The following is a 16,285-nucleotide window of genomic DNA, read 5'->3' on the forward strand; positions in this document are numbered from 1 at the left end:
AAAGAACGGTTGAATACTCTGTCGGAATAATTTTTTAAAATCTATATCCAATGGAAAGCCCGCTTCTGAAACCTGCCCACGGTCCGTCCACTTTTATTCTGGCACCATTGGCATTGGTTTCTACGGTATACTTAACAAACGGAATATCCAGATTTTCAATTTCCTTTTTAAGCTGAGCCTGCATATCAGGTGTCAGTACATAATCTGACGTCATGGTAAAATCACCTTTTCCACTTCCATAATGGGCTCCGGCGATCCAGAAATCCAGGACAAGATTCTGGCTTCTGGTCAGAAAGAACTGTACCCCTACCATGAGTCCACCGCTGTTTCCTTTGGTGTCTCCATGTCCTTTAAGGGGAATTGGATAAGTCACTCCATTCGGGCCATTATAATCATAATAAAAATCAAAAGTATTGGACGTAACACTTGAGTATCGGTAATAAGGCGCAAAATAAAACCCCTTTCCATAGCCTTTTCCGATATAAAATCTTGGCTCTATGGTGAAATTAGTGGCTTTTACCCTCAGATTCTGGAATCTTTTTTCATCTTCATCTTTCAGAAAAGCATTGATAAAAGGTACTTTTCCTTCAGTCATAGTTCCAAAACCGACATTCACGGAAAACCATTGGTTGATGGCTCTTTCATAGGAAAGATTAATATTTCTGAATGCGTAAGCCGTGACATTGGTCTTGATGATATTCATCTTCTCTGCCGGGCTGTTCTGCATTTCCTGAGCTCCCAAGGCCGAAAACAGGAAGCACGGAATTAGTATGGATGCTTTTTTCATGACTCAATATTTTGTGATGTAAAAAAATACCAGCAAAAAACGGGCTGAATTTAACATAATAATCAGAATATGAAGAAAAATAGGTCGATTTTCTAATTGTTTACGGTTATAAATGTAATAGTCATCGGTAATTGATTGTCCTAATAGTATAATTCATCTTCAGACATGAAAAAAACTATATATACCATCTTATTTCTTTGCAGTGCTTTTATGTTTTCTCAGGAGAAGAAAAATGATACCGTTGATGCAGTGGTCCCTAAAGAAATTCAGGAAGTTATTTTGAAATCACAGCGTAAAAAACAATTTGCAGATAAAGCTGTTTATACTTTCGATAAAGAAGCGCTGGATAGAGCACGCTATGCGAAAGATTTGCTCAGCACACTTCCGGAGTTACAACTGAATCCGGTAGAAAATACCATTACCAGTACAAAAGGAGGAACTACACTATTTCTTATCAACGGGATTGAAGCTACAGATATGCAGATCCGAAGTGTTGCACCCACTGAGGTTGTAAAAGTGGAGTATTATGATATTCCGCCGGCAAGATGGGCTACGAGAGCAGATACTGTAGTTAATATTCTTACAAAATCTACAGAAACAGGGTATGTGTTTGGGGCAGATGTCTCTACCGCTTTGAATACCGGATTTGTGAACGGTTCTGCTTATGCCAATTATACAAAAGGAAAAAATAATTTCGGACTAGAATATTCCCTGAATGTGAGGGATTATGATGACCGGAGAGTAAACAGCATCTATGATTACCAGCTGAACGGAAAGCATTATCGTTCTGATGAAAACAGAAAAGATCATTTCGGGTATACTTTTCAGAATGTTGCTTTGCGTTATACCAGGCTTGCTCCTGACGATTATGCTTTTCAGGCTAAACTGAATATGGATATTTTCAGCAGATTTTCAAAAGGAGTGGGGCAGAGTGCCTTTACTGAAGATAATCTGAAAGAGGAGCACAGTATGTTTAAAAATAATGGATCAGATTACGTGATTCCTAAGCTGGATCTTTATTATTCTAAAAAAATGGGCGAAAAGGATGAGTTGAGTATCAATATAGTAGGTTCTCATTACACTACCAATACCACAGAAACAGCCAAAGAATGGATCGTAGGTTCAGGATTATCTGTATATGATAATGATATGGTATTGAAAGCAAAACAAACTAGTTTGGTAGGAGAGTTGGCGCACGTACATGATTTCACTGCAGGAAAGCTTTCATCCGGATACCGTATATCGAGGTCTTCTATTTCCAATGATCTGAATAATCTTTCAGGATCTTCCCAATACAGTGTCAATTATCTGGAACAGTATTTCTACACCGAATTTTCAGGAAAAGTAAATAAGTTCAGCTATCGTATCGGAGCCGGTCTTACCAATATTCATAACAAAAGTGCAGAGAATACTTTTGATGAATGGACTTTTACCCCGAAGGTTATTTTAGCTTATCAGATAAAAGGAAATCAGAATCTTCGTTTTACATCAAGTTATAATCCGGTAAGTCCCTGGAGTAATGCTTTGAGCAGTAATGTGGTACAGCTGGCTCCTAATATAGTTCAGAGAGGAAATCCTTTCTTAAAATCCCAACAGGTCTTTTCCAATAATCTGAACTATTCCTTTAATAATAAGTATTTTGATTTTAATGCAGGTTTGTTTTACCGATATACCAACAGGGTGATCAATCAGTATTATGTTCAGGATGAGATGTTGAATGGGTATGCCTTAACTTACGAAAACGGAAAAAATGCGCAGAGGTATGGAGTTCAATTGACAGGATCTTATAAACCTTTTGGAAATAGTCTCCTTGTTATAAAAGCTGTGATTACACCAACTTCAGAAACGGTAAGAACAAGTAAAGGGGCTTTGATTAAAAATAATTATTTAGGAAATTATTTTTCGCTTTCTTCAGAGTATAAATCTTTCTCCGTTCAGTATCAGTTCAATATTCCGGTGTATAGCCTTAGTGGAGCATTCCTGAATACCAATGAAAATCAGAATAATATTTTTCTGAGCTATAAACGTAAAAACTGGACATTTTCCACAGGAATGTATTGGATAGGAATGCCTTCAGAGTATAAAACAAAAAGTTTACCGGAAAGCCTGGTAGATTATAAAGTTCATACACAAATAATGAACAATAAATCAATGTTTGTAGTAGGGCTGAGTTATGATTTCTCCAAAGGAAAAAAGACAGAAATTCAGCGAAAGCTTAATAACGAAACGGCTCCAGCAGCTACTTTCTAGATGCTCATTTGAATGTTAATAAAAATCCCCGCTCATTTGTAGGAGCGGGGATTTTGTTTTATTATTTCTTGATGAATTTCGTATTCTTTGTATCAGCAGCATTTTTCCCACTGACCTGAATGAAATAAGATGCTGGCGGAAGATCTGAGATCTGTATATTTCCGGATTTTACATCTGAAGTTTTAACCAGTTTACCATCCAGACTGTAAATATCTGCCTTGGAATAATTATCTGTATTTCCTTTGAAACCGATAAAATCCTGTGCTGGATTTGGATAAACCACTAGGTTTTCTTTTTTCACTGCATTGTTTACAGCCAGGAATGTTTCACTTAATGCAAATGTAGTTTTTACATTCTGATTGATGCTCAACAATGGAATGCTGATATTTCCGCTTGTAGAATTAAGCAGTGCATATCTGTGAGAAGCATCGTAATAAGAATATGCTATATTGGTAATTGTTCCGATAGGGTTAGAATAAGTAACATCCAGAGCTGAATAGAGATTGAAATTCTGTGTGAATTTTACTCTCAGAACATTATTGTATGTTTGATTTCCTATAATTAAAGTTCCATATGCATCAGAAATAGCAGTCATTGTACCACTGAATAATCCGCTGGCAGAAGATGAGGAAAAAGTACCTTTCGCGGTGTCGTTCTGTGTTGGCCCGTACGTTGTAGGATAATTAATATGAGTACCATTATCCACACTAAAATTTAAAGTTGCCTGTGTATTTACAATTCCTGTAATTTCCAGTTTAGTAGTTGACGCTTTGTAATAAACGGTTGTTCCTCCATCTACCATTTTAAGAGTAGAACCCGGGAACGTTGCTATTTCAGTAGAAGTAGGAGTGGAATAGGTTGTTTGTGACGCGGCTCCCATTGTAAGTCCTCCATTTGAAAATGTTGCGTTTGGTCCTGTTGCAGAGTTGTTTACGGTACCGGCTGTGTTATTATAATTGATAACGTTTCCGGAAATAGGATCATTGGATGCTTTTGTAAGCGTGATCTGCGCAGACATCATGGCAGACGCTCCTAGTAAAAGGAGTAAAGATTTTTTCATAGTCAGAATTTTTTGTTAAAAATAATTAAAAAATAGTATTCAAATGTTAATTTTTTTCTCTTTTTAATTATATTTTTAATAAAAACGCCTGTTGATCGGATCAACAGGCGGTCTGTGCGTTAAAAATGTTAAGTTTAATTGCTTATTACCATGGTACGATACGCATAAATATCTTCAATGGTTACGACACTCATTTCTTTTTTGATGGCAAAGTCCACAATTTCAGGAAGCCTTGCCATGGAACCGTCTTCATTCGTCAGTTCACAAAGTACGGCATCTTCACCAAGATTAGCCATTTTTACAAGATCTACACTGCCTTCGGTATGTCCGCGTCTTTCGAATACTCCATCTTTTCTTGCAATCAGAGGGAATACATGTCCGGGACTTGCAATATGTTCTGCCTGCGCATTTGCTGCTACAGCAGTTCTGATCGTGGTTACACGGTCTTTTGCAGAAACTCCTGATTCCACTCCTTCTCTTGCTTCAATGGAAATAGTGAATGCGGTTTGATTTTTTGAATTGTTGTTTTCCACCATCGGACGAAGGTTGAGGTGGCGGCTTTTTTCTTCAGAAATACATAAGCATACGATACCGCTGCATTCTCGGATCAGAAGCGCCATGTCCTGTTCTGTAATAGTGGAAGCGGGAAAGATGATGTCGCCTTCATTTTCGCGGTTTTCATCATCTACCAGTAGGATACCTTTTCCCTGCTGTAATGTTTGAAGTGCTTTTTCTACACGTTCTCTGGAGGTAGCTCCGAATTGTTCTAATAATTTTTCCATGTTATTTTACTTTTAAAAGTTAAAATACTCTTCGGTACATGGAAATGAAATACAACGCAACAAGAGTCCATAAGGAATCTTATTGGTCATCTCATTTTCTTCTCCCATCCAGACTTTAACTGTCGGTTCCGGAATTTCACCAGATCAGTCCCTTCATAAGAAAGGAGTCGCGGACTGTAACCGCCGGTAGGGAATTTCACCCTGCCCCGAAGAAAACTTATACTAAGTTTTGCTGTATGTTTTAATTTAAATTTTTATTTCATTGAATAGTATTTAACGCACAGACCGCAAATTTCGGGAAGTTTTTTGAATTGGAGAAGCGTTTTTAATCATATTTAGCAATCACTCTTTTGAATTTATATTTTCAGGTTGTTCTTAATATTTTCTCCATCTTCTTTCCTTTCGCCAGTTCATCAATCAGTTTGTCCAGATACCGGATATTTCTCATGAGCTCATCATCAATTTCTTCTACACGATATCCACAGATGACTCCTTTGATCAATGAAACATTTGGGTTAAGCTGAGGTGCCTGTTCAAAGAAAGTTTTAAAGTCGGTTTTGTTATTGAGTATTTTCTGCAGATCATTTTCATCATATCCCGTCAGCCAGAATATGATTTGATGTACCTCTTCTTTAGTACGTCCCTTTTTCTCAGCTTTTTGAATGTAATGTGGATAGACACTTGCGAAAGCGGTTGTAAAAATTCTGGTGTTCTGCATGAATATATATTAGATTAATTTTTTGATAACGCCACCCAAAATGGTATTGAATTCATCAGGTTTTTCCAGCATAGGATAATGTCCGACTCCTTCAATGGTAACATAATCATAGCTGTTCAAGTATTTACGATTGTTTTCCAGATGAGTAGGAGAAGCGTCAGAATTGATAGCTATAACAGGTACCTGAATCTGCTTCGCAACCATTTTGAAGTCTGTTTTATACAAAGGCCACAGTGCATTGATTGCCAATTCTGGTTCGTGTTGAAGAAATTCATGTTGTACTCTTTCTCTTACAGCAGGCGGTGTTCCTTCTGCAAACAAAAATTGTGGCAGAAAGTTTTCCACAGTGTGTTTGAAATCCTTTTTGTATTGAGAAAGCACTTCTCCAGCCTGTCCTTCTGTAAAAGATTCATCCAGGTTTTTTAACGTGTCTATCAGGATGATCGCTTTTACCTTGGGGATTTTTAAAGACGCTTCCAGGGCATAAGCTCCGGACATCGAATGTCCTACCAGGATTATTTCCTGAGAACTAACAGCATCAGCAACTGCTTTAATATCATCAGCATATTTTTCACTCATCCATTTCTGTCTTGAAGAATCCGATTTTCCATGTCCGGCAAGATCCATTTGTACAATGTGGTACATGTTGTTGAAATATTCCTGCTGGGCTGCCCACCATTCAGTATTCCCAAGCCACCCATGGACGAAGATCAGAGTAGGATTTCTATTTCCGGATTCTTTATAATGAATTTTCTGGCCGTCTGATGATATTGCGTACTTTTCCATATTAAATTAAAAGTATTGGTCTATTTTATTTTAAAGTCTAATTTACGAAAAGACTGTTGGAAATCTAATGATCAGAATGTAAAAATATGTCTGTATTGAATGATAACTGTAGAATTTATCTTTTAATCTCAGGTTGATGATAATGATCTCATAAAGTGTTCCCAGGAGATCTTTAAAATATGAACGCGAAAAGCTAAAAGATGTGGAAAACTTATCCACAGAACTTATCCATACTATTTTCTATTGTGGAAAAACTATAAAAAAATATATACATTGTAAAGTAATGATTTTCATGTGTTTATGTGGGTGTTTTTTGATGGTGTAAAAACTTATCCATATTTTATCCACAACAAAAATTGAATAACAGAAAGTTATCCACAAATAATTGAAAATGCGGATAACTGCCTGTGTTTACTTTAATTGTTTTAAAATCAGATATATAAGTTTTTTTTTTCTTACTATTCTAAAAGCCTCTATGGTATTTATCCACAAAGTTTATGATTCTAATGGATTAATGATAGTAAATGATTTTCTGTTGACCTGGTAAAATATTCCATTTTCGGTAGACTGAAGGTTTTTAAACTCCGAATCTATTGAGTAAAATTCATCTGTTTGAAGATTCCAAATGAAAAAATTTGTTTTGTCTTCATAGGTTGAATGAAATATGATATTATCTGCCTTTGCAGATACAGACCTGGCACCTATGCATAGAGGTGGAACTTTATAGCTGGCAAGATTAAAGTTATTGAGATCCAACTCCTGTAAAAGAAAATTTCCATAACCATTAAAAACTATTTTTCCATTTCCCAAGTTGGCAGCACAATAACAATCGATAAGCGGGTTTTGTACATTGCCCGAATTAAAACCAAAAACCTGTTCTCCTTTATGATTGAATACAGCCAGGGCATCACAGTCAGGTTTATCACCTCGCAAAACACCTTCATCAAAATACGATACTATTATCTTTTTGCCATTTATTTTAATGTCATTTATTGAAGTTCCAATATTAAATCGGGCATAGGATTTTCCTGTATAGTCAATGATTAAAGCATTTTCTATTGAAGTTGAGTGATGAAGTACAATTAAAATTTTTTCTTCATTAATGATTTTAGCCATTACAATATCCACTCCTAATTCTAATGGTATTGTTCTGTCAGAGAGTACAATTCTGTTTCTGGAGGTTATCACAATAAAATTCCCGAGCTCATCAGTTGAAAGGTGTTTGATATTCTCCTGAAATAAATCAAGTTCTATGGTTTTAGTGGTCATAATAATGGGGGCAAACTATAAATTACTATCTTTTAAATGGTAGAAAAGATATGTCTTTTATTGCTGATCTTTGTAAATATTCCAGAAATTAAAATCGGTCATCGGAGCATCAGTGATCCCTATATTTCTTCCCATTGTTACAATCTGCCCTCTGTGATATGTCCCGTGAAGAATAGCATGCTGGATGTATTCATATTTGGAAAAATCACATTGAAACCATTGGGATTCAATCTTCACATTTTTTGCAAGATCCTCTTCAGATAAGCTTTCCACATAATCCACCAGTTTTTGAGAATTGTTTCTTATGGCAATGAAAACATCTTCTTTGTCGGTGGTTTCTGTAGTTTTAGTAAAATCAAAATCATTTTTTTCAGAAATATGGCTCCACCAGTATTCCTGTGTTTGCCAGATATGATGTAATGTTTTTAAAATAGTAGGAAAACTGGAAATAGTTTCCTGATTCAGCTGTTCGTCAGACTTTGTGGATAACCAGTCGATGTATTTATTGACTACCCAATTGTTGTACTGTACACTTTTGTTGACTAATGTTTTTAAGCTCATAATATTAATGTTTAGTTGTGTGTGTAAGGGAGAATGTTATAAACCGAAATGCCTGTCTTGGCCTGGGTTTTCAGGATTGATGAGGGCTTTATTGCTATAGGTTGCCGCTTCGAAATCATTGATATTGACAGAAAGAAAAGAGATGTCAGGAAGCAATTCTGAAAGCCGGATACTGATCTGTTTCGAAAGATTAGCTTTTTGTTCAGTGTTGCGGCCCTGCATAATATAACCGAACACATGCAGAAAGTTATTTTTGCCGGCTCCTAATCTGTAATATGGATATGGATGGAGCCGTACTTTGATGTCATTGGGAGCAAACAGCCCTGTTGCATCAGCCACTTCATAAACGGCATCCATTAATTCATCGGGTGTTCTCTGCTGAAGAATATCCTGCGAACAATCTATAATAAAATGGGGCATAGATTATATTTTGTGTTGATTTTGTGTGAGATAAAAATAATAAAAATAGCAATGGATATTCAAAATAAAAAACCATTCTGAAACAAAATGGTTTTAATATGTGTGATTTTTGCTTTATTAATGCGGTTTTATAGATTTAATTTTTTAATGGTGTATTGTGGTTTTACCGCATTGGTCATGTCAAGGACAATATCATAAATTCCATCTTCATAGATGGGGAAATCATAGGCATCGAAGGCTATACTTTTGTTATCATTATTCAGACCCAGGCTATATCCCCAGTCATTATTAAATCTGAATTTTAAATTACCTTTATTCAGTTTATAATTTTTCAGAAAATAGATATTCGGGTTTTTAGGATCTGTTTGTAGCGGAATATCTTTTCCATCCCAGCCATTGGGGGTGGCATTTCCAATAATTCCCCATGTAAGAGCATTGGTGTTTCTTTTGGCTGTTTTTACCGTTCCATCCCAGAAATGTATGACCAGGGTATTTATTTTTCCATCCTGATCAGGCTGAAATGTACAGGTGAATTTCTCATCCAGCTGAAAAGAAGTTTTGCTTTTTGGTAACAGAGCGTTTCTGGGATAGCTGCCCTCTTTGAAAACCAGTTGCCCATCAGCACTCTTAATATAAAAGTTTGAATTTTCAGTGGAATAAACTCCTTCCAGCTTTTTTAAATCCTCTGCACTCACTTTTGCAATGGTCGGGATGCTATATGGTTTATTGTACAGTATTTTTTCTACCAGAGGAAAAATAAAATCCGTGTGTGAAAGTTCTGAATTTGAAATTATAATCACACAAATATCATCCTCCAGAACTCTGTAATATCTGCTTCTGTAGCCAGGTCCGCCGCCATCATGACCCACTCTTTTTTTATCAAATACATTCGAAATCTGAAAACCTAAACCATAGTGATCCTTAAGGTAAGGAGTAAAAGCTCTGTCTGTAGTTTCTTTTTTCAGAATAATATTGTTCTTTAATGCTTCATTAAATTTAAAAAGATCTTCCACCGTAGAATACATGGCTCCGGCTCCAAAAGGATGATCGGTTTTGAAACGTAATGCTTCGTTAGAGCTTTTATCTGATAAAAATTCATATCCCAATGCTTTATTTTTATCTGTCACATTATTAAAGTTGAATCCACTGTGATTCATTTTCAGGGGTTTCAGGATGTTATTTTCTATGACTTGATCATAATTCAGACCTGTAACTTTCTTGATAATATAACCGAGAATATAATACCCGGAATTGGAATAATCCCAATCTTTTCCAGGGGAAAAATTCAAAGGTTTTGCAGTAATGTATTTTAAAAATGTTGCTTCATCTATTGTATATTCAGAGTTCGTATCATTGGGAATTCCTGAAGTGTGGGAAAGAAGATGGGCAATGGTAATGCTGTCACCTTTCGGAAAGTCAGGGTAGTATTTGGAGAGTTTGTCGTTTAGAGATAATTTCCCCTGTTCTTCCAGTTGAAAAATAACCGTTGCTGTGAACATTTTTGTGGTGGAGAAAACCCGATAGAGGCTGTTATTGGTGTTTTTCTCTTTTTTAGGAGCATTTCTATAGCCATAGCTGTTTTCAAAAATAACTTTTCCTTTTTCAGCAACTAAAACAGAACCATTGAACAGTCCTGCTTTTTCATACGTGGAAAATAACTCTTCCAACTTCTTGGATTTTTGTGAAAAAAGGGGATGTGTTGTAAGTAATAAAACCAGACACATTACAATAGCTTTCATATAATATTTTAAAGTAAGACACTTTTAGGTGTGATAATATTACATGAAATTTTTTGGAAAATATTTTTTGTTGAAGAATAGTTCTGACTTTATGTAATTTGAATTAAGGTGTTAACACCGTAGACCATGATCATTGATGCTTTTCCTGTTTCAATAAAATATTTTAAGGTTTTTCCATTTTCAAGAATAATTTTTCCGAAGGTGAACTTCTCATTTCCGTGTCCTTTAAAATTTCCATACCATCCATTTTCGGCATGCATAATAAGTCCGGACTCTAAGACTCCATTTTCGGATGTGATCAATCTCTGAGTCGTAAGAATACTGTAATTATTGAAATCGATAATGGTAGAACAGATCAGCAATTCTTCTCCTTGTAATTGGATAGGAATATTAGAATATGCATCAAAAAAAGTGTGATTATCTTCATAAAACTTTGTCCATTGAAAAACATCATAAGGCTGAATGGTGCTTCTTTTAATTTTTGAAATGCATATACGATGCTTTGACTGATCAGTTTTTTTCATTGTAACACCAACTTTTTTTTATTTCATTCACAATTTCACTGGCTTTGGTTTCTGTAATCCAGTTTATAATTCTTATTTCATTGCCATTATGTACAAAAACAACAGAGTAGGTTGAGCCACTCAGAGAAAAGTGATAACGAACCCCGAATTTATATTTTTCTACCTGGAAATCTTTTACCTGAATCTGATCAATTTCTTTTTTTAGATAAGTTTTCGGACTTGCAAATAATTTGTTTTTATATCGGACTGTTATTTGTTCTGGTTCAATAATAAGTATTGTTTTCCCGAAGGTATTCCATAACCAGATATACAAGAATAGTATAAAAAACGCTGCAAAGGGAGCCGTAAATGAAATATAATGTAAAATGAAAAAGAAACCTTCCTCCTGAAGGCTTGTAAGAGGAATAATAATCAGAATAATAAAAGTAAGCAGGAGTAAACCCAAGCCCAATATAATGGTCACAGCCCAATTGGTTTTATTTTTTATTTTAATGGTGGTGGGCATATTTAGGCAAGTTTTTAAATATTTTAATATTATCTAACTGAATGACGATCATTCAATATAATGTTCATTGATACTTCCGTCAAATTCGTTCGATAGGATATTTCCCAATCTGTATCTGAATTTTGTTTTAAAATTACCACTTAATCGAGGTTCAAAGACAGTTGCTATTTCTTTTGGTTTTAAAACGAAAAACTTAATACCTGTTCCACACATATATCTTCTGAAATCATATATTTTTTTCCATTGGTGATTTTTATCTAAACCCTCAAGTTCTAATATCACATTATTACCAAAGCCAATTATTCGTTCTTTTTCTTCCATATTATAAATAGTAACGGGAAATCCATCATAATACGTTATAATGAATGGAATCTCTTTTGATAGCTTTAAGCCAGCTGCTAAACTATCCATTTTAATATCATAGTCCAGATTTGATATTTTTGTAGTATCAATATATGTTTTAATTAATGGTGTTTTTTGGGATGTATCTACAAAAATCCGAAGATCCTTATATTGACGATTATTAAATTCATGAATAAGAACAGTGGAGTTATTAGTCCTGTAATGTTTTTCTAAAATTTTACTATGCCATTCACTGCCAGTATAGCTGAGCGTAATATTTTTTTCAGGCTGACCGATGTATTGTATTTGCTTGTATCTGAAAAGATCAATGTCTTCCGTTTTTTCTATAGAATTTTTATTTAAGTTTTGCTCGTTAATATATTTAGGGTAAATGATTTTCTGAGCCCATAACAGACATGAGAAAAACAAAAGATAAACTGGCAAAAATTTTTTCATAGTCTAAAAGTTTTAAAGAAATAAAGCTCCTCTTGTAACAGAAGAGCTTTCAATATATCGTCAACATTCAATTAGCGATAAGGCAGATTGATCTCTTCAATTTTTGTTCTCAAATCTCCAATAGTGAAGGTTTCTGAATTACATTGAAATTCAGGAATGTCATGTTTGGATAGAAAATCATTTAAATCATCACAGTTTTGCAGAATATTAAATTCTTTATTGTCTAAATCTAAAACAATTCCTTTGGTTTTTCCGTTAATAGAGTAGGCAAGAGGAGTTAATGCTCCTAAGAGTGCCTTGGACCATAAGCCTTTCATGTTTTCTTCAAAATAAATGAATCTTCCATAGTTCAGAACTTTGCAAAATCTTGAATATTGGTCAGGATCATAACCATTATCTTTCTTGTTGGTGTATTTTCGATAGGTCTGAAAATACATTTCTCCTTTATGCGAAACAGCTAATGGAACTTTTACCCTCTTGTTTTTTTGTTTGAAATAAAAGAATGCTTTTTCCGGCATGTCAAGAGAATCACATTTTTCGCAGGCTTTGAAATAGACCTCTTCGGTTGAAGATGGTTTTTTATTTAAAACATCTTCCAAAGTCATATAAATGCCTTCCGGAAAATCTCCTTTTTTGATGGATGGATATTCTTTTTCTTGTGCAGTTACTATGCTGGAAATAAAAAGAAGAGCAAATAAAATATACAGTTTCATGGGTTTATTAATTTTTTAGCAGAGCAAAAATATAAAAAAGTTAATGGGAAATCATTATTGGAGATATTTTATTCAATACCATAGAAAGTAATTCTCAATTATATTATTTTCTAAACTGTAATGTCTGAATTGCTTTTAAAAGTTCTACCTGACTTTCTTTCTTCAGATTAATACCATATAAATTAAACTTGATATTTCCTATGGGATCTGTTTTGAGGCTGTCAATGTAAATTCCTGTTATTCCTTTTCCAATTTGTTTGGGTTCTACTATTTTTGCCTTATATCCATCAATTTTTTTATAGGTTATTTTACTTTTGACAAAATCTTCCCTGTTTGTATTTTTATCAATGACAATAAATTGGGTTGTATCAGCCTTTGGATTCACTGCTAGAAGTTCGTTGAAATCTTTTCTGCTAATAATCGCGATATTTTCTTCTAATGAATAGGAATAAGGTCCGTAATCATAAAAAATCGAATCATTATTTTTTGTGATGATAATTCCGGCATTACTATCACAAGCTTCCGGTTTCAATTTTTTCCAACTTCCTGGAGCCTTTAATCTAAAATCACCAAAATCTAGTGACCGTATTGAATTCTCGGAACAGCTCAATAGTATAAATGAAGCGAAAATGAATAAGGATGTTTTTTTCATAGCTTTATTGGAACATGTTTTATAAAGGGTTGTTATTCCTTTTTTAGCTGAATTTTATTTTTTGTAAATCCTATTAATACATTGTGTTCAATACTATATCGTGTAGAATCCGTTTTTAAAATTATTTTTCCGTTTTCATAGTGGCAAACTCCTTCCAGAAATGAAGTCGAACTTCCTGGATTTACAGATCCTGTCATCATAAATGTATGATCGGGTTTGTGAATACTAATATTATAATTTTTTGCATTGTGATGAAAGCTATAGCTGATCCAAATTCGATTTTGGTGTCTTCTGATAGCATTGGGCCAAAGAAAACTAGCGATCACAACAGAAACAACAGAATTGATGATAAACAACAGAGATAAATTTTTTTTCTTTGTTATCCACAAAATGCCTCCCGCCAGCAGATTAATAAAAAACAATAAAGGATAAATTATTACAACAGCAATAGAAATGCTGGGATCAGGATCAATATCGTAGAACCAGATCCAGATGGCCAGAAAATCAATGATGGATAAAATTAAAATTGGCAGGATCCGTTTCATTTTGAAAGAGAATATTACTTTTTATTGGATGGTCAGATTCAGAATGACATACAGAACTTTCCTGTTCTTATAAAGAGTACATAAGAAACTTCCGGTTTTAAAATAAAGGTTCCCCGTTCATATCTGTGGTCAGAATTTCACTCATATAATCAAAAAAAGGTCTCATGGCAAGTAAAGTCAGGAGCGCTTCTTTTTGAAAGTTGTCTGATAAAACCTCCTTATCTGTAAATGTACGCATTACAAGGAATTGTTTTTTCCTGATCAGATCAATAGCCGGATGATTTTTATCAAAGCCCCGCGGCGCTGTTTTTACAGCATCACCTTTAAGTTCTCCAAAATATTGTATAAAAGTTTTATCTGCAATAATTCTTTCAATTTCCGTACTGCTGATTTCAAATTCTTTACGGATGCGAAGCAAATCTTTAGCTTCAGGGCCCCAGAATCCACCACCAACAAAACTGTTGCCCGGTTCCAGTTGAATATAATAGCCACCTCTCAACATGGGTTTTGCCCGTGAATATCCCACTCCAAAATTGGTTTTATAAGGTGTTTTGTTTTTGGAAAAACGCACGTCATTGTAAATTCTAAAAATGTGGATTCCTTTGAGCTGATCATGTTCCTGAAGTTTCTCATAGATCTGATTAAAAAAAACTTTGTTTTCTTTTACAATGACATCGTATTCAGATTTATGCTGAGCAAACCATTCCCGGTTGTTATTTTCTTTTAAATGATTGAGAAATTCAAATGCTTTTTTCATGTTGCTGTATGGATGTTTTTACTTTTGAATATTTACGAAAAGTCTTTTGTATTCTTGTAATTTTATTTATAGGCTCAACGATTGGAGTGACTGAGTAGAACGCTTTAGCGACCTATTTTTTTGTTCCAGAATGAGCTTGTATCAATTTTCTTTTTTTCAGCATGACGAATTGGAAAAATATCTTTTGCAATTCCTTTTGATAAATTGCCACCCCAGAATATAATGTCACTGCCAAACATTGAAAGAACATTTTCTTCATGATCCAGTACTAAAAACCGATGTCCCAAATAGGGGAAAGTAGGAGGCACATTTTGGTTCTTCATAGTATCTTCCGTCACGCGGTTGGCTTCCATGGTCAGTTTAATTCTTGCTTTTATGATAGGAATGTCATCCGGGTATGAATAAAATGTAGGACCAAGATCAATTTCTCCTTCACCACCATTATTGTCAATTCCCGGTTTGTCAAGACCATTCATCGTTCTGTAATAGTTTTTTAATGACTCTGGAAAGGTGATGCTCAGTTGGTTCTGGAAATCTTCTAATTCAGACTCTGACAATCCTTTTTTCCATTGGCTTCCTTCCTGAATCTGGCATCCCGAGCATTCCATCAGATCCACTTTCTGCCAATATCTTTCACTTTTCTTTTTTATCCATTGAAAGCTTGAGATTGAATTGTCCAGTTTTTTAAATTGTCTTTTTTTCATAACATTTTTTCTGATATTGATACAAGATCCCGGGGGTTAGAGCCGTGGGTTATTATTCTTATTCTCTGTTAATCTTTGCCTCAAGCTTTCAGATAACAAATTGTTTTCCAGTAAATATCTGGTCATTATTTTCAGGAAATATCGGCATTTCTTTAAATAATCTTTATCAGGTAAAACATTATCGGTGTCATTTAAATAAGTGTTTGCTCTGTTGATAAATACTCCGGCCCCTTCAAAATCTTTGCTGATGAAGAGTGTTCCAATTAGAGAGATGTAAGAAACAAATTTATATTCACTGTGGTTTCTACGTAAATATTGAGGAGGCATTTTTTTATTCATCTCCTGAAAATAGGATATGATTCCAATATCTTTCAGGTATTTTTCCTTCTCAATGACAAACCAGTCGTCCACTATTTCGCCATCAAAATCCATTTCAAGATCATAATATCCGATGGGTTCTAAACTTTCAACATACGTTTCCTTTTCCACACAAAGACTTATTCTTGCCCGGATAATAGGTTCCCGGTATCGCTGTTCAATCAGATATTGGTATCCCTCAAATACAAAAGTAATTTCGTGGCGGGCAAAGCCTCCTATCAATTCTTCAGGATTTTCTGAGAGTATTTTGTGGAGCGTGTGAAATGCTTCATTTTTGAGATGAAATTTTTCAGCTCTTTCAGTGAGTAATGTTTGAAGTTCCTGAGCGTTCATATCA

The 16,285-nt window shown here is 34.6% G+C and carries 19 protein-coding genes and 1 riboswitch; of the genes, 1 reads left to right on the forward strand and 18 read right to left on the reverse strand.

Going from position 1 to position 16,285, the window contains the following annotated elements; genetic code table 11:
• Positions 1-34 precede the first annotated feature (34 nt).
• Complete coding sequence (locus tag J2786_RS10565; RefSeq protein WP_047435303.1) at positions 35-787, reverse strand: hypothetical protein; 753 nt, start codon at positions 785-787, stop codon at positions 35-37.
• Between the two features lie 165 nt (positions 788-952).
• Between J2786_RS10565 and J2786_RS10570 the strand changes: the two genes are divergently transcribed.
• Positions 953-3,037, forward strand: coding sequence for an outer membrane beta-barrel protein (locus tag J2786_RS10570; RefSeq protein WP_047435300.1), 2,085 nt, complete (start codon positions 953-955; stop codon positions 3,035-3,037).
• Positions 3,038-3,098: 61 nt separating this feature from the next.
• Here J2786_RS10570 and J2786_RS10575 read toward each other — a convergent pair whose 3' ends face one another.
• The 17 genes from J2786_RS10575 to J2786_RS10655 form a co-directional block, all read right to left on the reverse strand.
• Positions 3,099-4,097: a T9SS type A sorting domain-containing protein gene (locus J2786_RS10575; protein WP_047435299.1), complete on the reverse strand. Its 999-nt coding sequence runs from the start codon at positions 4,095-4,097 to the stop codon at positions 3,099-3,101.
• Positions 4,098-4,231: 134 nt separating this feature from the next.
• Entirely contained in the window at positions 4,232-4,879 is a 648-nt protein-coding gene (gene ribB, locus J2786_RS10580; RefSeq protein ID WP_047435297.1) for a 3,4-dihydroxy-2-butanone-4-phosphate synthase, read from the reverse strand.
• 92 nt (positions 4,880-4,971) lie between these two features.
• Positions 4,972-5,097: riboswitch (FMN riboswitch) on the reverse strand.
• A gap of 146 nt (positions 5,098-5,243) precedes the next feature.
• The gene (locus J2786_RS10585; RefSeq protein ID WP_047435295.1) at positions 5,244-5,597 is read right to left on the reverse strand and encodes a DUF2200 domain-containing protein; all 354 of its coding nucleotides are present in this window, start codon (positions 5,595-5,597) and stop codon (positions 5,244-5,246) included.
• A gap of 9 nt (positions 5,598-5,606) precedes the next feature.
• Entirely contained in the window at positions 5,607-6,383 is a 777-nt protein-coding gene (locus tag J2786_RS10590) for an alpha/beta fold hydrolase (protein WP_310025112.1), read from the reverse strand.
• A 495-nt stretch (positions 6,384-6,878) separates the two neighbouring features.
• Positions 6,879-7,652: a hypothetical protein gene (locus J2786_RS10595; RefSeq protein ID WP_047435289.1), complete on the reverse strand. Its 774-nt coding sequence runs from the start codon at positions 7,650-7,652 to the stop codon at positions 6,879-6,881.
• Between the two features lie 57 nt (positions 7,653-7,709).
• Positions 7,710-8,213, reverse strand: a complete 504-nt coding sequence (locus J2786_RS10600) for a DinB family protein (protein WP_047435287.1) — start codon at positions 8,211-8,213, stop codon at positions 7,710-7,712.
• 36 nt (positions 8,214-8,249) lie between these two features.
• Positions 8,250-8,633 carry a 5-carboxymethyl-2-hydroxymuconate Delta-isomerase gene (locus tag J2786_RS10605; RefSeq protein WP_047435284.1) on the reverse strand — a complete coding sequence of 128 codons (384 nt, stop codon included), beginning with the start codon at positions 8,631-8,633 and terminating at the stop codon, positions 8,250-8,252.
• A gap of 128 nt (positions 8,634-8,761) precedes the next feature.
• Complete coding sequence (locus J2786_RS10610) at positions 8,762-10,300, reverse strand: serine hydrolase (protein ID WP_310025119.1); 1,539 nt, start codon at positions 10,298-10,300, stop codon at positions 8,762-8,764.
• A 161-nt stretch (positions 10,301-10,461) separates the two neighbouring features.
• Positions 10,462-10,896: a hypothetical protein gene (locus J2786_RS10615; protein WP_047435278.1), complete on the reverse strand. Its 435-nt coding sequence runs from the start codon at positions 10,894-10,896 to the stop codon at positions 10,462-10,464.
• Positions 10,883-11,401 (reverse strand): hypothetical protein, encoded by a 519-nt coding sequence (locus J2786_RS10620; protein ID WP_047435277.1) that lies wholly within the window; start codon positions 11,399-11,401, stop codon positions 10,883-10,885. Before J2786_RS10620 ends, J2786_RS10615 begins: the two co-directional genes overlap by 14 nt.
• Positions 11,402-11,449: 48 nt before the next feature.
• Entirely contained in the window at positions 11,450-12,199 is a 750-nt protein-coding gene (locus tag J2786_RS10625; RefSeq protein ID WP_310025122.1) for a hypothetical protein, read from the reverse strand.
• Positions 12,200-12,270: 71 nt separating this feature from the next.
• Positions 12,271-12,912, reverse strand: coding sequence for a DUF6563 family protein (locus tag J2786_RS10630; protein ID WP_310025124.1), 642 nt, complete (start codon positions 12,910-12,912; stop codon positions 12,271-12,273).
• A 103-nt stretch (positions 12,913-13,015) separates the two neighbouring features.
• Entirely contained in the window at positions 13,016-13,564 is a 549-nt protein-coding gene (locus J2786_RS10635; RefSeq protein WP_142017959.1) for a hypothetical protein, read from the reverse strand.
• A gap of 32 nt (positions 13,565-13,596) precedes the next feature.
• On the reverse strand, positions 13,597-14,109 hold the full coding sequence (locus J2786_RS10640; RefSeq protein WP_310025127.1) for a hypothetical protein: 513 nt from the start codon (positions 14,107-14,109) through the stop codon (positions 13,597-13,599).
• Between the two features lie 97 nt (positions 14,110-14,206).
• On the reverse strand, positions 14,207-14,866 hold the full coding sequence (locus J2786_RS10645) for a DUF2461 domain-containing protein (protein ID WP_310025129.1): 660 nt from the start codon (positions 14,864-14,866) through the stop codon (positions 14,207-14,209).
• 104 nt (positions 14,867-14,970) lie between these two features.
• Positions 14,971-15,570: an SMI1/KNR4 family protein gene (locus J2786_RS10650; RefSeq protein WP_047435271.1), complete on the reverse strand. Its 600-nt coding sequence runs from the start codon at positions 15,568-15,570 to the stop codon at positions 14,971-14,973.
• Between the two features lie 36 nt (positions 15,571-15,606).
• A complete protein-coding gene (locus J2786_RS10655) occupies positions 15,607-16,281 on the reverse strand; it encodes a hypothetical protein (protein WP_047435269.1) in 675 nt (224 codons plus the stop codon).
• Positions 16,282-16,285 lie beyond the last annotated feature (4 nt).

The sequence above is a fragment of the Chryseobacterium vietnamense genome (assembly GCF_031454475.1).
GTDB lineage: Bacteria > Bacteroidota > Bacteroidia > Flavobacteriales > Weeksellaceae > Chryseobacterium > Chryseobacterium vietnamense.